Source organism: Dyadobacter soli, from assembly GCF_900101885.1.
Taxonomy (GTDB): Bacteria; Bacteroidota; Bacteroidia; order Cytophagales; family Spirosomataceae; genus Dyadobacter; species Dyadobacter soli.
The window spans coordinates 57335-77769 of the sequence record NZ_FNAN01000025.1 but is presented as its reverse complement, the minus strand read 5'-3'; the positions used below and the strand labels follow the sequence as shown (position 1 = coordinate 77769).

General features: G+C 52.8%; 16 protein-coding genes. 6 read left to right on the top strand and 10 right to left on the bottom strand.

Going from position 1 to position 20435, the window contains the following annotated elements:
* The first annotated feature begins 65 nt into the window (after nucleotides 1-65).
* Nucleotides 66-947, top strand: coding sequence for a phytanoyl-CoA dioxygenase family protein (locus BLQ88_RS31830; protein WP_090157065.1), 882 nt, complete (start codon nucleotides 66-68; stop codon nucleotides 945-947).
* An 81-nt stretch (nucleotides 948-1028) separates the two neighbouring features.
* Here BLQ88_RS31830 and BLQ88_RS31825 read toward each other — a convergent pair whose 3' ends face one another.
* The gene (locus tag BLQ88_RS31825; protein ID WP_090157064.1) at nucleotides 1029-3224 is read right to left on the bottom strand and encodes a phosphocholine-specific phospholipase C; all 2196 of its coding nucleotides are present in this window, start codon (nucleotides 3222-3224) and stop codon (nucleotides 1029-1031) included.
* A 217-nt stretch (nucleotides 3225-3441) separates the two neighbouring features.
* On the opposite strand from BLQ88_RS31825, the gene BLQ88_RS31820 reads away from it, so the two are divergent.
* Genes BLQ88_RS31820 through BLQ88_RS31805 form a run of 4 tightly spaced genes read left to right on the top strand, consistent with a single transcriptional unit; the run spans nucleotide 3442 to nucleotide 6965 of the window.
* Nucleotides 3442-3942, top strand: a complete 501-nt coding sequence (locus BLQ88_RS31820) for a hypothetical protein (protein WP_090157063.1) — start codon at nucleotides 3442-3444, stop codon at nucleotides 3940-3942.
* Nucleotides 3905-4459: a hypothetical protein gene (locus tag BLQ88_RS31815; protein ID WP_090157062.1), complete on the top strand. Its 555-nt coding sequence runs from the start codon at nucleotides 3905-3907 to the stop codon at nucleotides 4457-4459. Before BLQ88_RS31820 ends, BLQ88_RS31815 begins: the two co-directional genes overlap by 38 nt.
* Before the next feature lie 18 nt (nucleotides 4460-4477).
* Nucleotides 4478-6034: a carboxylesterase/lipase family protein gene (locus tag BLQ88_RS31810; RefSeq protein ID WP_090157061.1), complete on the top strand. Its 1557-nt coding sequence runs from the start codon at nucleotides 4478-4480 to the stop codon at nucleotides 6032-6034.
* 52 nt (nucleotides 6035-6086) lie between these two features.
* Complete coding sequence (locus tag BLQ88_RS31805; RefSeq protein WP_090157060.1) at nucleotides 6087-6965, top strand: sugar phosphate isomerase/epimerase family protein; 879 nt, start codon at nucleotides 6087-6089, stop codon at nucleotides 6963-6965.
* On the opposite strand, the gene BLQ88_RS31800 is transcribed toward BLQ88_RS31805, so the two are convergent.
* The 9 genes from BLQ88_RS31800 to BLQ88_RS31760 form a co-directional block, all read right to left on the bottom strand.
* Nucleotides 6966-8255, bottom strand: a complete 1290-nt coding sequence (locus BLQ88_RS31800) for an enolase C-terminal domain-like protein (protein WP_090157059.1) — start codon at nucleotides 8253-8255, stop codon at nucleotides 6966-6968. It abuts the gene before it with no gap.
* Nucleotides 8256-8578: 323 nt separating this feature from the next.
* Nucleotides 8579-9709, bottom strand: a complete 1131-nt coding sequence (locus BLQ88_RS31795) for a mannonate dehydratase (protein WP_090157058.1) — start codon at nucleotides 9707-9709, stop codon at nucleotides 8579-8581.
* A 36-nt stretch (nucleotides 9710-9745) separates the two neighbouring features.
* On the bottom strand, nucleotides 9746-10600 hold the full coding sequence (locus BLQ88_RS31790) for an NAD(P)-dependent oxidoreductase (protein WP_090157057.1): 855 nt from the start codon (nucleotides 10598-10600) through the stop codon (nucleotides 9746-9748).
* Between the two features lie 45 nt (nucleotides 10601-10645).
* Nucleotides 10646-12112, bottom strand: a complete 1467-nt coding sequence (locus tag BLQ88_RS31785) for a GntP family permease (protein ID WP_176885173.1) — start codon at nucleotides 12110-12112, stop codon at nucleotides 10646-10648.
* A gap of 12 nt (nucleotides 12113-12124) precedes the next feature.
* Nucleotides 12125-12895: an HpcH/HpaI aldolase family protein gene (locus tag BLQ88_RS31780; RefSeq protein ID WP_090157055.1), complete on the bottom strand. Its 771-nt coding sequence runs from the start codon at nucleotides 12893-12895 to the stop codon at nucleotides 12125-12127.
* 23 nt (nucleotides 12896-12918) lie between these two features.
* The gene (locus tag BLQ88_RS31775; RefSeq protein ID WP_090157054.1) at nucleotides 12919-14445 is read right to left on the bottom strand and encodes a SusD/RagB family nutrient-binding outer membrane lipoprotein; all 1527 of its coding nucleotides are present in this window, start codon (nucleotides 14443-14445) and stop codon (nucleotides 12919-12921) included.
* 10 nt (nucleotides 14446-14455) lie between these two features.
* Complete coding sequence (locus BLQ88_RS31770; RefSeq protein WP_090157053.1) at nucleotides 14456-17953, bottom strand: SusC/RagA family TonB-linked outer membrane protein; 3498 nt, start codon at nucleotides 17951-17953, stop codon at nucleotides 14456-14458.
* A gap of 119 nt (nucleotides 17954-18072) precedes the next feature.
* Nucleotides 18073-19173 carry a FecR family protein gene (locus BLQ88_RS31765; RefSeq protein WP_090157052.1) on the bottom strand — a complete coding sequence of 367 codons (1101 nt, stop codon included), beginning with the start codon at nucleotides 19171-19173 and terminating at the stop codon, nucleotides 18073-18075.
* 53 nt (nucleotides 19174-19226) lie between these two features.
* Nucleotides 19227-19814, bottom strand: coding sequence for an RNA polymerase sigma factor (locus BLQ88_RS31760; protein WP_090157051.1), 588 nt, complete (start codon nucleotides 19812-19814; stop codon nucleotides 19227-19229).
* Nucleotides 19815-20004: 190 nt separating this feature from the next.
* On the opposite strand from BLQ88_RS31760, the gene BLQ88_RS31755 reads away from it, so the two are divergent.
* Complete coding sequence (locus tag BLQ88_RS31755) at nucleotides 20005-20361, top strand: winged helix-turn-helix transcriptional regulator (RefSeq protein WP_090157050.1); 357 nt, start codon at nucleotides 20005-20007, stop codon at nucleotides 20359-20361.
* The last annotated feature ends 74 nt before the right edge of the window (nucleotides 20362-20435 follow it).

Genomic DNA, 20435 nt, shown 5'->3' with positions numbered 1-20435 from the left:
CAACCAAGTTAAAAGATAACATCGCTCATATTTGCAATGCTAAAACTAATCCCGAACAAGAAATCATGGAAGTGGCAACGAGGGACTTCTCCCTGCATCACGAGTTAGTGTCCGAGCTGTTCAGGCAGCCTGCCAGCCGGGAGGAATGGGAACAATACCGCCTTAGCGACGACCAGGTGGCATTTTTTCATGAAAACGGCTATCTGTCCAACATTAAGTTGCTCGAAGATTGGCAAGTGGATGCGCTGAACGAGGAGCTCGTCGCTGCTACCGACCCTTCCAATCCTGGTCACCATTTATATTACGAATTTCACTCTAACGAATCGATTGATCCGAATGCGGTGCTTTTGCATGCCCTCGGTGCCTGGCGTGTTACCGAAGGCTTCCATGATGTGCTCTGGAACCCGGCTTTCGTGATGGCCGCCAGTCAGTTGCTTGGTGATAAAGCAGTGCGGTTCTGGCACGATCAGCTTTTTTGTAAACCTGCGCGGCATGGCGGTGTGGTGGCTTGGCACCAGGATTATTCTTACTGGACGCGCTCTGTGCCCATGCAGCACCTTACCTGCTGGACGGGTCTGGACGATTCGCTGGTGGAGAATGGCTGCCTTTATTATGTACCCAAAAGCCACCGCTGGGGCCTGCTCGACAAGCCGGAACTGGCCGGGGACATGGAAGGGCTCATGCAATATCTTACCGACGAGCAAAAAGCCGAGTTCAAACCGGTCCCGATCGAAATGAAGCGCGGTTACGGGACTTTCCACCATCCGCTGATGGTACATGGATCGTATGAAAACCGTTCGGAACGCTCACGGCGTGCATTTGTGATCAATGTTTTTGCCGACGGTACCTTATCCGACACTAACACAACACTACTCGACGGAGTACCCGTCATTCCGAAAGGAGAAAAATTAAAAGGACAGTTTTTTCCACTGCTTTTCGACGCATAACGCTACTATTCCTAAATCCTGATCATTCATTAACACACACTCCAAAAGGCTGCCCGTTGCGACGGGTAGCCTTTTCGGTTTTCAAATATCCGTTGCCATCGCCGGATCGCTGATGCCGTTTTTACCGGTTTCTATCCTTCCGGCAAAGCGGCGTTGGTAGGCGGCATTCGATTGAAGCTGAACGGTCAGGTCGTACCAATTGCTGTGGTTAGCACAAAGCCATTCTTTTGATACTTTTTTGCCCGCCGGCACATTCACGCGCATTGGTTTTGATGGATTATAAACATTTACCACCGTTACGTCCGTCGCGGATTTACCTGTATTTTGTAATTCCAAATGCACCACGCCTTTGCGGTAATCACAATTCATTCTTACTTCCGGCTCGTCCGCAGAAGCACTTCCGGAAAAACGTTGAAAATAGCCATTGGGCCCGAATACCTCTAATGCATATTCCTCTGGTGCGGAGACAACCATCCATTCGTCCGAAAGCGATTTTCCAGGCTCCACCGTGTAGCGCCTCGGAATGCGGTCGAGGTGTTTGAGGTCGTAAACGTGAAATACGGCTCCCGCACTGCCTTTGTTTTCAAATAACAGCTCAATTTTGCCCGAAACTGCCTTCGCATGTGTATGCAGGCGATACGGGAGCGCGCGGGAGTAGCGAGTGCCCTTTTCCTGAAACAATGGTCCGGGCGACCCGGGCGCGGTGGCTTTGGGAAGCAATTTGGATGCTTCTTCAATGCTCGCATAGTTGGCGGTATCCGGTAATGCCGGGAACACGGGATCATTGGGCGTAACAAAATCAAATGCAGATGTGAGGTCGCCGCTTACCGAACGATGCCACGGGCTGATCGCCGGAATGTTGATATTGAACCGCTTTTCGAGAAACTGGCCTACCGAAGTATGATCGGCCACCTCGGAATTGACCCAGCCACCCTTGCTCCATGGCGAAATGATGTACATCGGCACGCGTGGCCCCATGCCCCAGGGGCGAATATTGCCGCTGATCGTGTCACGCTTGTCCTGGTAAATGCGCGTCCGAACCGGCCCGCCTTTTTTCATGCTGGCTTCGTGGAAGGGATTAGGGAATTCCGAAGTTCCTTTATCGTTGTTGAAATACATTCCCGCCAGATCGATCGTCGACTTGCCTGCCAGCGAGCCGTCTGCATTATAGGAAGGTACAGCCGGCGCGGGAAGGTGGTCGAAAAGGCCATCATTTTCATCAAAAGTGAGAAAGAAAACGGTTTTGCTCCAAACTTCGGGATTTGCGGTAACGGCAGCCAGTACCTGGTGCGTAAAATCGCCTCCGCGGTTCGGGCTCGACGGTCCGCTCGGATGCTCGGAGTTGCTTTGCGAGGGCAACACCCAGCTCACTTGCGGTAATGTCTTATTTTTAACGTGCTCCGTCAAATCTTGGATCGACCAGTGCTTCATGCCGTTTTCATAAACCGGCGAGCCGGGTTTGGCATTACGGAAGCTATCGAATGCAAGGCAGCCGTGCATGGCTCCCGTCCAGTTGTCGTTCGGGTCCTGGTAAATGCGCCAGCTAATGCCTGCTTTTTGCAAAACATCGGGAATCGTATCCCATTTAAATGCATTGCCACGGTAGGTATAACCCGGATCGGGCAACTTACCTTCCACCCAGCAACGCAGGTTCACAGGCTCCGAATCGGCGTCGGTACAGTTGATGCCGGCCGCCCGCTTCTCCGGGTCGAAATTCGAGCCCGACCAGAAAACAATCCGGTTCGGATCGGTACCTGTGGCGATGGAACAATGGTAGGCATCGCAAATGGTGAACGACTCTGCCAAGGCATACTGAAAAGGAATTTCCTCCCGCGTGTAGTAGGCCATCGAATACGGCGTCTTGAACATCGGCCAGTAGCCATATTTGCCCTGGTTCCACGCGGCCTGTGTATCCGGAAAATCGTGCGGTGTTCCATTCACCAGCGCCGCATTGACCGTCTTTTTATCCGCACGGTAAGGAGAATACTCCCGCTTCCCATCCGACTGCACAAATGCCCGCTTGCCGCTTGCTAGCGGAATGGGAAACCGGTCGCCAAAGCCCCTCACGCCACGCATTGCGCCGAAATAGTGATCGAAAGACCGGTTCTCCTGCATGAGGATCACCACATGCTGCACATCCTGGATGGACTTCGTGGGATTGTACGCCTTGACAGCCAAAGCTTTACGGATCAATGGCGGCAGCAAATTCAATGCAGCCCCGGCACCCGCAGCTCCCGCGGACATTTTAAGAAATTCCCGACGATCTATTTCAGACATTTTTTTAAATCAATTTTTCAAACAAAAGACAGAACAGCAGCTCATTTAACCGGCCACGACTGGCTGCTCCTTCAATTTCACATTCCGTTAATCTGACAAAACCGACCGATAAAGAAATGGTTCCTCAAATGCCGTTACCAATCCATTAAGACGCCGTCTAACTGAGTGTTAAAAACTGGTAAAATGTTTACCAAATCCGTAAACTTTTTGTATTTTTATGGGGTACTATTTAGATGACAAACTGACCGGCGAAAGGCTGCCGGCGACGATCAGCAGGCTTTCAAGGAAAGAGGTAATGTTGGTCCACAAGGGCAACAGATTCCATTTTAAGTGGAATAAAGAGCTTGATTTTGAAGTATATGGGCTGCGGATTGACGCGACAGCTGAAATTGTCGGGGTTGTGTCGATCGAACGCAGCCGTGACGAATGCGCGGTTAAGGTGAGATTGATCGCCAATGCAAAAGAGCATATGGGCGTCGGAAAAAGGTTGGACAGAATCGCAGGAAGTTTGCTGGCTTTTGTCTGTAAAATCTCATTCGAGTCAGATTTCGATGGCTTTGTATGTTTGGTCCCAAAAACTTATTTAATAAAGGTTTATCGGGAGAAGTACGGTTTCAGAAATACTGGTACCTGCATGTTTTCGAGCACAGACAATTCTAAAATTCTAATCGATAAATATTATGAGAGTAGCGACCAAGAGAGAGCTGAAAGTTATTAAAAAATTATTTGAGCAATATACACTGGAAGAATTAGCGGATGCATTTGTATTCCCTATTCACCCTGACGACGTCGAGCAGGCAGAAAAGGATTTACAGGAATTCCGTGAGATGCGCCAACGGGAAATAGCTAATCGTACGCCGGAAGAGGTAAAACAATCCAGAATGCTGGCAATCAAGTACCAGATCCTCAACTATATCGATCAGATCGATCCGCAGAAGCATTGGAACTTCGAGTATTTCCTCAGCGAATACATTCGTGCCCAAAACAAAAAAGACAAGGAATTTGCGGAAGACGTGGATGTGAAGCCTTATGTCCTCAGCCAATACATGAATGGCCACCGCACACCGCCGAAAGAGTTTTTGGTAAGGCTCGAATTGCATTCGAATGGCCTGATACCGGCTTCGTGGTGGCTTAGATTGGTACAAAAATCAAAGGAGGTGGAGCTGATGCAGGACACGGCTATTCGTGAGCAGGAAAGCAAGCATGTCAAAAATAAAATCGAACTTGCGCTGTAAACTTCATTAAGATCAGGAATGATTCTACGCGCATTTTCCCTTCGCTGTCTCGTGCTGCTTGCTGTTCTCGCCAGCCTGCATTTTGTCTCACTCGCTGCCGATACGTTGCGTGTCGAAGGCGGGAAGGTTTCAGGAACAGCCAGTTCCGACGGCCGGGTGAGCATTTACAAAGGTATTCCATTCGCTGCGCCCCCTGTGGGGGATTTGCGGTGGAAGGCTCCTCAACCGGTAAAAAAGTGGAGCGGCGTGCTGGTTTGCGATAAGTTCGGAGCTAGCCCGGTACAAGGTGAGCCGGTGCCGTTCAGCATGTGGAGTGCAGAATTTCTGATCCCCAAAACGCCTATAAGCGAAGATTGCCTTTACCTGAACGTCTGGACGGAAAAGCAAGGCAAGACGACCACTAAAAAACCGGTATTAGTATGGATTTATGGCGGCGGCTTCGTGAGCGGCGGTGCGGGATGCGCCATTTACGATGGTGAAGCGACTGCCAAAAAAGGGGTCGTTTTTGTAAGTATCAATTACCGTGTGGGCGCATTTGGTTTTTTCGCGCATCCGGAACTGACTAAGGAATCCGGCAAAAATGCGTCCGGCAACTACGGTTTGATGGATCAGATCGCAGCTTTGAAATGGGTCAAAAAGAACATCGCACAATTCGGTGGTGATCCTGAAAATGTAACTATCGCAGGTCAGTCGGCAGGGTCTATGAGCGTCAACTGCCTCGTGGTAAGCCCGCAGGCGAAGGGTCTTTTTAATAAAGCGATTGCGGAAAGCGGGGCTGGTTTTGGCAGAAATTATCCTTCCTTAAAACAGGCGGAAGACGCTGGCGTGCAGGCAGGCGAAAAGCTGAATGCAACTTCCCTGGCCGCATTGCGCAAAGTGCCCGCTGAGGAGATATTAAAGCAAATCACGACGTACCGCGGACCGATTACGGACGGATTAATACTCCCGGAATCGGTTTCGGCCATTTACAAGGCTGGCAAACAAAACCCCATTGCGCTGCTTACCGGCTGGAACCAGAACGAAAATGCGGTCGCGAAACCAAAGAATGCCACTGATTTTCAGGCACAATATAACCAGCAATACGGCCCCATTGCCCAGACATTCTTTCAACATTACCCCGCGCAGACCGACACCGAAGCTGCGCATTCCCAGAATGAACTGGCCCGCGACATGAGCTACGGCATGCAAAACTACTCGTGGGCGGTGGCACAGGCGCAGCAAAACAAGGGCGCATACCTCTACCGCTTCACGCGTAAGCTGCCCGCAACCGGCGTTTATGCGCAGTATGGCGCGTTTCACACGGGCGAGGTCGCGTATGCGTACGACAACCTCCGCTTCATCGACCGCGCATTGCGGCCGCTGGACGCTACCGACGATCAAATCGCCCATATCATGTCCGCGTACTGGGTCAATTTTGTAAAAACAGGCAACCCCAATGGTGCCGGACTGCCGCAATGGCCTGCATTTAACCCTAACGCGCCGCAAATGATCCTGCTCGGCGACGAAATCAAAGCAGCGCCGCTAACCGAACAGCCTGCACTGGATTTCCTGATCGAGCAGGCTGCCAAACGGTAGAATTGGCCGGAAGCCGGCTTAAAGCGTTTGTAACCAACCAAACCGGCTTCCTATGCATATCGACAGAAAGACTTTTCTTCAAAACCTATCCATCGCTGCCGGTGCAGCATTGCTTCCGGACTTCACAGGGGCTGAACCACTTCATTGGAAAAAACCCAAAATGCAGCTCGGGTTTGTCACGTACCTCTGGGGAAAGGATTGGGATGTGCCAACTTTGATCAAAAACCTGTCGGATACGCACATTACCGGTGTGGAGCTGCGCGTAGAACATGCGCACAAGGTTATGCCCGATCTTACACCCGAGCAGCGAAAAGCAGTGAAGCAGCAGTTCGCCGACAGCCCCGTGAAAATCGTAGGGCTCGGTACCAATCAGCAATATGATTACCCCGATCAGGACAAGTTGAAAGCGTCGATCGAACGCACGAAAGAGTTCATCCGCCTGGGCGCGGACATCGGCGGTACGGGCGTGAAAGTAAAACCCAATGCACTGCACAAGGAAGTTCCGACCGAAAAGACTTTGGAACAAATAGGGCTCGCATTGCGCGGCTTAGCAGGTTATGCGGCCGATTTCGGTCAGCAATTGCGGCTCGAAGTGCATGGCGAAGAAACCCAGGAGCTGCCCAACATCCGCAAAATCATGGATTATGCCGATCACCGCAACGCCAAAATATGCTGGAACTGCAACAAGCAGGACCTGAACGGACAGGGCTTCCAGTCCAATTTCGATCTGGTCAAAAAGTATTTCGGCGATACCTGCCACGTTCGCGAGCTCGACCGTACCGATTACCCCTACCCTGAACTCATCGACAACCTGGCTAAAATGGATTACAAAGGCTGGGTACTGCTGGAATGCCACACCAACCCCGACGACAAGATCGGATCCCTGCATCAACAGCGCCAGGTTTTCGATAAAATGATGGCTAAATATTGATTACCAACGCACCGCTTTAAACTTCCAGCCGGGCACTTTCTTCTGCATCTCAACTTCATCGTCGCGTTTTTTAAGACCGCAGGCGATGTAGTTCTGATGCAGTTTTTTGAGCGCCTCGCGATCCAGTTCCACGCCCAGTCCGGGACCCGTCGGCACTTTCACGCTGCCTTCCTCGAACTGAATGCGCCCGCCGACGATCACCTCGTCGCTTTGCCAGGGGTAATGCGTATCCAATGCGTAGGGCACATCGGGCAACGCCGCGCCAAGATGCACCATCGCCGCCAGCGAAATGCCCAAATGGCTGTTGGAATGCATGGAAAGGCCCCGGCCGAACGTCTCACAAATGGCCGAAAGGTTCATAGACGCCCGCAAACCGCCCCAAAAGTGATGGTCGCTGAGGATAATGTCTTCGGAATGCAGCTCGATCGCCCGTGGAATGTCCCCAAAAGAAGTGGTACACATATTGGTCGCGAGCGGAATGCCCAGCTCCTTGCGCACCTTCGCCATATTCTCCTGCCCGCGCACGGGATCTTCGAGGTATTCGAGAATGCCTTTCAGCTCGCGCCCGTAACGGATCGCCGTTTCCACTTCCCAAATCGCATTCGGGTCGACGCGCAGCGGCACATTGGGGCCGAATGCCTTGTGCAACGCGAGCATCGAATCGACTTCGACACGCGGCTCAAAAACACCGCCTTTTAATTTTATCGACTGAAAACCAAACTCCCCGCACATCGCCCGCGCCTGCTCCACGATACTCGCGGGGTCCAGCGCGGCGGCCTGGCGTGCGGCCGCCCAACCAGTGGCACCCGGATCGGTACCGAACTCCAGCGGGCCGCCCGCGCCTTCATATTTATAAAACAAATAAGCCGAAAACGGCACCCTATCCCGCATTTTACCTCCCAGCAAATCTACGACCGGCCGGCCGGTGATCTTGCCGATAATATCAAGGCAAGCCACTTCCACCGAACTGAAAATATGCACCAGCTTCCTCTGATCCCAGGGCGCATCCCCCCGCGCGGCGGCCGATTCGGTACCGAAATGCTCGGTCAACACTTGCCGGATCACGTTGAGATTGAATGGGTCGCGACCGATCAGCAATGCCTTGGCCTCTTCAAGCGCGGCATCGATATCGCTGTTGCCCGGTATTTCACTGATGCCTGGAATTCGGTCATCCGTCACGATTTCGACCACCGTGCGCAGCGCATAAGGCGCATGCAGCCCGGCAGCATTCAACAGCGGCGGATCGACGATGGCGATCGGGGTAATGTGGATTTCGCTAATGCGGGACATGGTAATTTTGAATGAGTGAATGAGTGAATGAGTGAATGAGTGAATTTTGAATGATTGAATGATTGAATGATTGAATGATTGAATGAGCCGCCGTGGAACGGGGAATGAGTGAATTAAAATTAAGTAATAACTAACTGTTTGTCTAAATAGCGGATGGCGTTTGAGATGTTGAACGAATATTTTCAAGACGATCGCCTGACTGAATTTTGCCTATTCAATCATTCAATCATTCGGTCATTCGAAATTCATTCACTCATTCCCCGTTCCACGGCGGCTCATTCACACATTCACTCATTCACTCATTCACACATTCCCTCATTCCATCACGCCCCCGCCTCGTCAGCAGCGGCCTGAATGAGCCCTTTAATATACCCGTAACTGAATGCAAACGCTTCGGCGGTAGAGCCTGGGGCTTCGTGGTGAGGGACGTGGTCGGGCATGACCATGCCGTCGAAACCGACATCGCGCAGCGCGCGGACGCAATGCAGGAAGTTCATATCGCCGTTATCGGGATATACTTCCTGGAAGTTGTTCCAGCCTCCTTTGATGTTGCGTAAATGGATATTGAAGATCTGTTTCCGGTCGCCTACCCACTTGATAATGGGCAAAATCTCGGATTTGGGGTCCTTCAAACCCTCTGCAATGGAGCCGATGCAGAAGTTGAAGCCATGCCACGGACTGTCGTACAGCTGCGCGAACCGCTTGATGCCCGCAAACACATCCGGGCTGTTCCAACGCGTAATGCCGCGGTAGCCAACGGGCGTCGGCGGATCGGCAATGTGGTTACCGAGCTTCACTTTGTATTCTTTGGCCACGGGCAGGCAGCGGTCGAGCAGGTAGGTAATGCGTTCGAACATCATGTCAATGTTCACGTCGCCCGCGATGGTTTTGGGATGATTCTGTTTCAATGCTTCCTCGTAATTCCAGGTACTGTAAGTGGCATTACCACGCTTTGGATCCGTAGTCCGACCGGTGCGCAGTACGGGGAGAATGGTGGTATTGTAATTCAAAAGCGGCACGCCGGTCTTGCCCGCGACCATGATCATTTGCTGCAATTGCTCGATTTCGCGGTCGCGCTGGGGGCTTTTGCCGAGCATTACATTGGGAAAAATCGCCTTGTCGATCCCCGAAGAAGCCAGCGGCCAGTGGTAGGCGTCGAGGCTGATGCCGTATTTCTCGCAAGCCTCACGTTTGCGCATGGAGTCGTCGAGGTCCCAGCCTTTGCCTTCGATGATTTTCGGTGCGCCGCCATCGATGTTGTAAACACCGTGACGTGCCTTAAATTCGAGGTTTTCGACGGTGGTACCACCCGACTGGCAGCCCACTTTCATCAAAACCTTCTTAGGTTCCGGCTTGGATGCCGCACCGGGCACGGCCCTGGCTTCGCTTTCGGCTATTACCGCCGCTCCTACCGAGCCGGTGGCGAGCACTTTCACAAACTGATGTCTTTTCATGATCTGAAATCGGTTAAGTTGAATAATCGTAACCTGTCAATCTTTCAATGCGAGGAACAGCGCGCTGTGGTCGAGCTCGCCGTTGCCCTGCTGCATGGCTGCCTGCATTTGCTTTGCGACGGTTTCGGTGCCTGGCAACGTGAGTTGAAGTTCGCCGCCGGTTTGGAGCGCGATGTTGATGTCTTTCTGATGTAGTTTGATTTTAAAACCGGGTTTGAAATTACCGTCGATGATCCGCTGGCCGTGCAGGTCCAGAATGCGGCTTTGGGCGAAACCTCCCAGCAGCACTTCCCGCATTTTAGCAAGATCTACCCCAGCTTTCTGCGCTAATGTAAATGCCTCGGCAACAGCCTGGATCGTCTGCCCGACGATCATCTGGTTGCAAGCCTTGGTCGTTTGTCCGGCCCCCGCCTCGCCGATGTGCACGATATTCTTGCCCATCGCCTGGAACACCGGCAATGCCCACGCAAAGGCCGGCGCATTACCACCCACCATAATGGACAGCGTAGCGCCCTCCGCCCCAACCTGCCCGCCCGAAACCGGCGCATCCAAGGCTTCCACGCCTTTTGCCTGCATGCTTTCGAAGAGTTGGCGGGCAACGAGCGGCGCTATGGTGGACATATCGATAAACAAACTTCCGGTGCGAATATCGGCCAGAACGCCGCTATTGACCACCTCTTCCACCTGCGGCGAATCGGGCAGCATGGTGATGACAATGTCGCTTCCTGCCGCCAATGCCGCGGCGTCCGGCCAGACTTCCGCGCCCGCGTCCTTCAATATACCCGACGCCTGGCTGCTCGCGAGCACACCCACGGGAAAGCCCGCTTTCAACAAATTGAGAGCCATTGGCTTACCCATGATACCCAGTCCTATAAAACCAATTTTTTCCATTTCAATAAACTATATTTTTAAACTAACTATCTGTTTTTGAAATACTTAAACCAAAGGAAATACCCGCGCCGCGATCATCAGCACCACCAGGCCGACACAACCCATCACCACCAACATGGGCGAAAAGGTTTTCAATGCCTCCTTTTCCGTAAGGTTGCTGATTTTGACTATAATCCAGAAACCGGCGTCGTTCATCCATGGCACGAGCTTCGAGCCGCAGCCGATTGCCAGGCCGAGGTATAATGGGTGGTATTCCAAATGGGCGCTCGTGGCCATCCCCGACAGAATGCCGGAAGCTGTGATGAGCGCCACCGTAGCCGAGCCCTGCGCCGTACGCACCACCGCGCTGATCACGAATGCGAGCGGAATGAGCGTCATCTGGTAGTCGGCGGTAAGCGCGGCAATGCGCGAACTGATACCCGTTTGCTGCAAAACCCCTCCGAATGCTCCGCCTGATGCGGTAATGAGGATAATACCGCCCCCGCTCATCAATGCAGCCTGCACGAATGCCGAGATACCATCCTTACTCCGCTTTTTCTGCACAGCCAGCAACACGAGGGCAATGAGTCCGCCGGTAACCAATGCGATGTTTTTATCCCCTACCAATGCCACAAAGTCTACCAGAAAATGCGCCAGCGAAGATTCAGGCACGAACGCACCCGATTTGATCATCGATCTCAGGATATTATCCAGGCAAATGAACACCAGCGGAAAAGTGACCGGCAGCAGCGAAAACCACAGCGGAGGCAGCTCCCTATCATCCTTTTCGGCCAATGCGCGGATATCGTCCAGCTTCGCATCCAGCGAATCGCGGAGCGCTACCGGCCATTTGGCATTAGCCCATTTGGCAAACAGGAAACCGGCCGTGATCGTGATCAGCCCCAGTAGTGTCCCCCCAGCCATCATCATGCCGATCGGGATATTCATTTCACCGATCAAAAACAATGGCCCGGGAGCCGGCGGAACAAACGAATTGGCCATAGCCGCACCGCCCGTAATGGCCAGTACCAGCAGCAGGTAGTTCTTCCCAATGCGCATACTCACCGCTTTCGCCAGCGGGATCATCAGGAAAATCACGATATCAAAAAACACCGGAACACCGAGAAAAAAGCTGCTCACCAGGAATGCAAACGGCGCATTGTTCACGCCGGTCACCGCCAGCATCGAGCGTACAATGCGCTCCGCCGCACCGCTTTCGAGCATCGCCTTGCCGATAATCGCCGCCATGGCGATCAGGATGCCGATTTTGCCGCAGGTACTGCCAAACTCCGTGGCAATGCGCTCACCGATACTCTTTTTGGCCAATGCCGCCGCAGCTTCCGGTGACGAGCCCTTTGCAATGGCAAATGCCTCGATGGACGCCGCGGGCGTAAGCAGCGCTACCACGAATGCCGCCAGGATAAGCGCCAGAAACGGGTGTAATTGCAGGAAAATAATGCCTCCTACCACGATAATTACGCCTATAAGGAGGATGAAGAGCGGGTCGCTGAAAAGAACTGTCATGAGAGTCATGAATGGTCAGGTTTAGAATGGTGGACGGAGTTCGTTCAGCTTTTTGGCCATCGTGCGGGCACCTTCCGCGACGAACGTGGCGTCGGAGCCGCAGGCGATGAAACGGATGCCCAGCTCGTGGTAGGCCGTGTAATCACTGGTATTAAAAAACAGGATTCCCACCGCCTTCCCTGCTTTCCGGGCGGCCTCGCACGTTTCCCGAACAGCTTCCCGGAACCTCGGGTGATCGAACTGACCGAAAATGCCAAGTTCCATTGAAAGATCGGCCGGGCCGATGAACAGGACATCCACACCATCGGTACTGGCCACGGCATCGAGGTGGTTGAGCACTTCGACGGTTTCGATCTGCGCGATGCCCAGGATATTGGCCTGGCTGTTGTCATAATACTCCTGAAAATGCTGACCAAAACCCGTCGCCCGCACCATTTTTGCTACTCCTCGACCTCCAAACGGCGGGTAATGCAGCCCCTGCACGAGCTTTTGTGCCCCTTCAGGGTTCAGGATTTTGGGACACATTACCCCCTCGGCACCCATATCGAGCACGCGGTGAATGCGCTGGCTTTCCGAACTTTCCACACGTACGATCGCGGCCGTAGGCGTATGTTCGAGCGCCTGCAACTGGTACAGCACGTCCTTTTCGGAGCCCGCGCCATGTTCCAGGTCTATCAGCACCCAGTCGAAGCCAGCCAGTCCGACGATCTCAGCGGTGAGGGAGCTGCCGGTGTTGAGCCAGCAGCCGTGCAGGGTTTCCCCGTTTTGCAGTCTTTTTTTCAGGTTTTTCATTCAAAAAATCGGTTGATACAATGCTATTTCTTGTCCCACCACACCCGCGTATCGAGCAGATCGGGACCTTGCACGGCGATCGCCTTCTGGACATTGTCGTGGTTCACGTTCAATTCGGCGTCGGTGTAGGTCAGCCGGCGTATAAATGGTTCTGTTTTGAGGTCGCTGCCGGGGTATGGATTGGGTTTCAAAACCGGGAAACCGCTGCGGCGGAAGTTCGCAAATGCCTCCGGGCCGATCAGGAACGACGCTACCCAGTACTGCGTATTGATGTCTTCCAGCTCCTTGCCCGCACGCAGCGGGTGCGCGGTCACGTACGCGCTCGCGGCTGCATCCGCAATAGCCGTGCTTGCGCCATACATCGCGAACTGCTGCATATGGGCCTTGATACCCTCCGAATAAAATGCCGCTGCATCGCCCGTAGCCCACTTACGCAGTACAGCCTCAGCGAGCAGCAACTGGGTTTGCGCGTAGGTTACCAGGAAACTCGGTGCGGTCAATGCGGCCATGCGGGTACGGTCGAGCTGGCTGTAATCCCAGAGGCTCGCGAGCTTTTTGGCCGCTACATCGGCGCTGATCGTCGTGTTATCGTATCCCTGCGGCATACCGATCTGCACCGCCACCGAGCGGTTGGCTTTCGCTTCCACCTGGTCGGCCCCGCTTTGTGCGCCTACGTAACGCACGGCAATGGACGCGAGGCGCGGGTCATTGTTGGCCGACAGATAGGTTACAAATTCATCGTCCAGGTAATAGAATGCCGACTGCCCGCCGTTCAGCGAACTGCCTACCGGGTTTGTAAAACTGGCCGTATGCCGGATCACCGCATTATCCTGGTTGGATTGCATTACTCCGCCAGCCACCGCTTTCGCTACATATTCCGCAGCCTTGGCCGGGTTGATTTTCGAAAGCCGCATGGCCGCACGCAGCAACAGCGAATTACCCAGTTTCTTCCATTTCAATACATCACCACCATAAAGTACATCGCTCGAAACAGCGGCTTTGGAAGCGTCCAATGCATTGGAAGCCGCGTCCAACTCTGTGAGAATGTCGTTATAAATGGCCTCCTGGTTGTCGTAAGCGGGTGTGGTAATGCCCGCCAGAAAGCCCGAACCGGCCTCGGTGTAGGGAATATTGCCGTAGGTATCGCTCAGCACCATAAATGCGTAGGATTTCCAGATGCGTGCCATATTGTACAGGTTCGTGCGGGCGGGATCATCCTTCGTTTTCGCAACCACGTCGGCCAGTTCCTTGATAATGCTCCGGTAATAGGTATTCCAGTTACCCGACGTTACGCCCCGGTTATCCTGGTTAAAATTCGCCGCCGATCCCTGCCCGCTGAATGGCGTAATCATCTGCTTGACGATCGTCGTCTCGTAGCTCAGATTACCATAAACCGGCGCGCTGTTCACGATGGTGGTATTGAGCTGGTAAGCGGGATTTACGGCGGTGAGGGCGATGGGGTTGATATTCATTTTATCAAAACCACTGTCGCAGGCTTGCATTACCGAAATGCATAAGCCGCTGATTAATATTTGCAGGATCTTTTTCATAATCAATGGCTTAGAATTTCAGATTAAGATTGAAACCCGTGCTGCGGGTAATGGGCAAGCCGGTCGCTTCCAGCCCGATGAGGTTGTCGGACGGAAACCCGAACTGGTCGGGATGGATTGTCGGTACCCATTTTTTGAGGACCGCGACGTTGTTCGAGACAATGCTCAGCCGCGCACCTTTGATGAACGGGATGTTTTTAGGCAAAAACCGCGCGAAATCGTAGCCGATGGTGATCTGCCGCAACTGCCATAAACCCGCATTATAGACAAACTGCTCGGCAATATTCTGCGAGCGAACGGTCTCATAATAAGCCTGCACCACCGATTTCGTTTGATTCACCTCCCCATTGGGATTCACCCCATCACCGATAACAAAGCCTGCCTCGCGCCCAGGCAGCGTCTCTTTCAGCAAGCCGTGCCGCCAGGCATTGTGGTTGGTACCGGAGATCATCTTATGCCCGAGTTTGAAATCGATGAGCACCGATGCGGAGAAGTTTTTGTAGTTAAAACTATTGGTAATGCCCCCTACCCACTTCGGCAATGCGCTCCCGAACGCGATTTGCGTAGGCGTACGCAACGGGCGACCGTTTCCCGCATCGAAAACCTGCCGGCCCTGGTCGTCGCGAAGGTAGCCGAAGCCGTAAAGCTGGCCCATCGACTTCCCTACCACTTGCCGGAGCTCGCCGGTGAAGTCGCCGGTACCGACGGTGATCATCGCGTCGCTCACATTACCGCCCAGGTCGAGGGTTTTGGTGACATTGTAGGCCGCATTGACATTCAGGTTCCAGACGAAGTTTTTGGTCTGATAGGGCGCCACATTCACCATCATTTCGAGCCCGCGGTTGCGCCCTTTACCTACATTGATGAGCTGGGTGAGGTAACCCGAGGCGTCGGAAGTCTGCGCTTGCAGGATTTGGTCGGAGGAGAGTTTATCGTAATAGGTAAAATCAAGCCCCAGCCTGTTTTCAAACAATTTCAACTCCAAACCCACTTCCTTTTCCGAAACCCGCATGGGCCGGAGGTCGGCATTGGGCACGGTGGAGCCATTGATAGTCGCCATCGGCTGGCCTGCACCGTTCGGGTTGGGAAATTGTTGCGGGTTAATGTTGTAAAACAAATTGTTCGCATAAGGTTGAACGTCCGTGTCGCTACCCACCTCTGCATAGGCCACGCGCACTTTACCGAACGAAATCCACGACGGCAGCGAAGCTGTAAATGCCTGTGAGAATACGAAACTGGCTGTTACCGAAGGATATATAATGCTCCGGTTGGCAGGCGAAAGCGTTGAAAACCAGTCGTTACGGATGGTACCGTTCAGGAAAAGGAAGTCGTTGTAGGAAACTTCGGCGGCACCGTACAGCGAGTTGACCTGCCTTTTGGAGATTTCGTAAGTCGCGTCGCGCTGCCGGCCATTCCCGATCGTGTAGAGGTCGCGGACGTAAAAATCCTGCACGAACACATTGTGACGGCTCAGTTTACGGTACATCTGGTTGCCTCCCGCATTGATATTCAACCCAATGCGACCGAATGTTTTGTTAGCCGAGATCAGAAAATCGGTATTCAGCTCGCGAACTGAACGCGTATCCTGCACATATTGACCATTCACAAATCCCTGAGGTGCAGCCGCTTGTCGCTGGCTACCGGTGGGCAGGTTGTAATCCTGCTCGCGCGAGTAGTAATCCTGCCCCACCCGCACCTGCGCGTAAAGCCAGTCGGTGAAGCTGTACCGCACCGAAAGGTTACCAAAAACGCGGTCTTTTTCGACGTTTTCAAAGCGTTTCAATGCGAAATAGGGATTGGTACGGTTCGTGAAACGCGACCACACATACTCGTTGCCGTTCGCGTCGGTCGCGTACTTTTCGAGCAGGTCCAGCGGCATCGAATTGGCCATGTTGTAAAGCACCACCGGGCTGTAATCCTGCTCGGCGATGTTGGGCGGATTTTTACGGTCCTCGTTGGAATAGTTGATATTACCCGAAACGGTCAGCTTTTTAGCCATGGTTTGGGTAAAACCGAGGTTAACCGTCTTGCGGTGATACCCCGAGCCCGGCAAAATGGTTTTGTTGTCCAGATTAGAAAGCGACAGGCTGAAACCACCGAATTCCCCACCCGACGACAATGTGATGGTGTTGGTGAATGTGTTGCCTTTGCGGTAATAATCGGTGATCTGATGCCGTTGGGGCACATAAGGCACTTCCACGCCATCGAAAAGGACCTGCGTCATGCCCGGCTGAAACTTTTCGCCGAAACTCCATTGGCCCGATGTCGGATTGGGCGTCGTGGGCCGCTGACCGTTTTCTCCCTGGCCATATTCGTACTGGTAATCGGTGTAGTCGAGGGGCGTTTCAGTCGTGAAATTGGAGTTGAACTCGATGCCGATCCCAATGCCCGCGCCTCGGGTTTTGGTGGTAATCATAATCACCCCGTCCTTCGCACGAGAGCCGTACAATGCGGATGCGGCGGCACCTTTCAACACGGTCATCGATTCGATATTGTCGGGGTTAATGCTGCTCAGGCCATCGCCGCTGTCGGAAGTGCGGTTCGAACCCTTGTCGGCGGCGTCGCCGCGTGCGCCGAAGTTGCTGTTATCGATCGGTACGCCGTTCACGACGATCAATGGTGAGTTGTTGCCGCCAAATGATGACTGGCCGCGAATCCGGATCTTGCTCGTCCCGGCCGGCCCGGAGCCTAATGAAGTAATGTTCACACCCGCCATTTTACCCTGCAATGCATTCATGAAATTAGCCGTGCGGTTCACCGTCATTTCCTCGGTAGGCACGGTGGCCGTAGCATAACCGAGACTTTTGGCCGCTTTTTTAATACCTAATGCAGTTACAACCACCTCTTCCAGCGCTTTGCTTTCGGGCATGAGCGAAACCACCAGGCTCGTCTGGTTTCCCAAAATCACCTCTTTGGACTGGTACCCCACAAAGCTGAACAGCAACGCAGCGTCGCCTTCCTGCACATCTATTTGAAAAGCGCCTTCCGCATTGGTCGTTGTCCCGCGCTGGGTACCTTTTACGATGATATTCACGCCCGGCAATGCAACACCCTTCTCGTCGGTTACCTTGCCGGTGAGGTTCTTTTTGGGTGCCAGTTGCAGGGAATTACCGTCGGGAAGCACAAAGCCGTTATCCATACCCGGCCATTCGCCGGAAGAAAGGATGATTTTCTTTCCCGACAATTCATATTTGATTTTCAGGGGTTTCAATAATTTCAAAAGCACTTCCTCCAACGTCGTATTCACCGCTTTAATCGACACTTTCTTCGACGCTTCGAGGACATTGGAGCTGTACACAAATTGCACGTCCGTTTCCTTCTCGATATGCGCCAGCACCCGTTTGATTTCACGGTTCTCCGCCTGGACCGTCAGTCGCCGGTTCAGGTACTCCTGCGCAGTGCTCGTGTGCGCATACGCTACGCCGGCGAGCAACGCCATGACCAAACTCTGTGTGATCGAAAACCTCATAAGTTTCAGCCAGAATTTTCTGGTAATGCGTTTTTTCATACTTTTGGACAGGGTTTAAAGGGTTCTTTTAACCGGGAACTTGCAGATACCGAGCGTGTAACTTTGGCGAGTGGCCGCTCGTGATCCGACCTTGATGGCAGTGTTCCGCACTGCCATTTTCATTTACTGCAACCCTGGCCGCTGACGACGATCTGTCCGTCGACGATCTCGTAGCCGGCCGAAACCGTTTTGCAGAGAATGCTCAGTTTGTCATACATGCTTTCGTCGGAGAAAGCCACCGTAATTTTGCAGGTCCAAAAGCTGTCGGCGTCGAACTGAACGGGGATACCATACGATTTTTCAATATCCCTCAATATGACCGGCAGCGGTACTTCATCGTATTTCAAAATACTTTCAACCGGATTATCCGGCAGCTTCTCGGGGTTCTCGACGACCGTTTTGGAAAGCTGGTTGGCGCTTTTTTCAAACACCGCGGCTTGGTTAGCCGTGATAATGAGCCCTTTGACTTCGTTTTCCGAAGGCTTATCCACATATACCGACACCTTGCCCGTTTGCACCTGCACGGTAATGTTCCGGTCCTCGTCGAATGCGCTCACCACGAAGCGCGTACCGAGCACTTTGGTCACCACTTTGCCGGTATGCACCATGAAAGTCTGACCTTGTTTTTTTACCGAAAAAATCGCTTCGCCGGTTAAGTATACGACTCGCGCGCCGTCTTCAAATTCCGAGGGGTATCTCAAACTGCTTTGTTCGCTTAGCGTCACCTCGGACCCGTCTGACAATGTGATTTTCAATGGTTTGTCACTATCGTTTCTCGTGGTAACCAAGTTGGGCGGGCTGGTATCGGCTGTTGCAATCCTTGGTTCCAGGTCATTGTTCTGATAATAATACCAGCCAATTCCCGCGCCCAGTACGAGCACAGCGGCGGCGGCGATCAGCCATCTTTTCCAGAAACCACTGCGCACTTCCGGCTCTTCGTCATCATCTGAGAAACCGATCTGCAAATGCGGCGCTGCACCGGCTACCTGCTCGATAAATCGCTCTACCTCAGCACGAATTTCCTTTTCGGGTATCCATTCCTCCGCTACATTCGCCGCACGCACGAGCGCCTCCGCCTGCCGGAACGCGTCGCGCTGGTGGGGATATTTTTCCAGGAAAGACAGCCAGAAAATTTCCTGCGTGCCCTGGCCCTGCACCCATTTCCGGAAGCTCTCATCTTCCAGAAAATCTTCAATGGTATACGATTCGTAAGGCTTCATTCCGGTTTTAGTTCTGTTACGTTCTACACTATACGCATTGCGGTGATCGACATTCAGGAGCTCACGTCGTAATGCTTTCGCAGGCTCCCCAGCGATTTTTGCAGGAGATTGTAAACCGATTGCCTGCTCAGGTTCATTACCTCGGCGATCTGCTCGAAGCTCAGGCTTTGGTAAAACCGGAGGTAAATCAGCTCCTTTTGCCTTTCAGACAGGTTGTTGAGCACGCCTTCAAGCTTTCTTACCTGGTATATTTCATGTTCCTCGTCGATCAGCCGGAGGTCGGAAGAGAATTCCACCGAAAACGAATATTCATCCGAGAGCATCGATTGATGCGTGACATGCTTTTTCGACAACTCGCGTAAAATCCGCGTTTTGAGCGCCACGAGCAGGTAGGAACGCACATTCGACACGATAGCGGCAGGAAGTGACCCCGCGCGGGCCGACTGCTGCGATTTCCAGAGGTTGACGAACATATCCTGAATGCAATCCTTCACGAATTCCCGCTCGCCGTGCAGCCTCAGGCCCCAGTGGAACAGGTCGGAATAGTAGGCCTGCATGATGTTCGCCAGCGCGTACATGTCGCCCGACTGGTAGTCGTTCCAAAGTTTCTGAGCTTCATCCGGAGTAATGCGTGGTCTCATCTCGTGGTAGCTGTCACTTTTTCTAGATGAGACTTATTTCAGGAATATATACCCCACTATTTTTATCTTTTTTATTAAAATAATACAGAATGATTGGCAAAACGCAGCACGTGCCCTTACTCAACCATGTTGACAAGCGACCATTATCTGTGTAAATTGTGAGTAGCTCCTATATAAATGAGCCGAAACTATGAGAAAACTGACCTCGACGAATTACTACAATCAGACGTTCCTGGAAGAGAAATGTACATTGAACGAACTGATCAACCTGCTTAGCAAACGGTGGCTGACCGAAGTGATGTTCAGCATTGAAGAAGGCAACAACCGGTTTTCGACGCTGAAAGAAGACCTTAAACACATTAGCGACAACATCTTAGCGGATCGCCTGAAACTGCTCGAACAGCACAAGCTGATCATCCGTAACGACAATTTCCGCGAGGTCCCGAGCCGCGTAGAATACACCTTGTCGGAAACAGGCGCCAAGCTCAGCGAACTCCTCGACGGCCTCTGCCATTTCTCCGAAACCGAAATGGAATTCCCCGAGTAACACCCATTAAAGACCGTCCGCCCGGTCTTTAACAATTGTTAACAACCACTTCGGAAATTGTGAGTAGTCGGAAC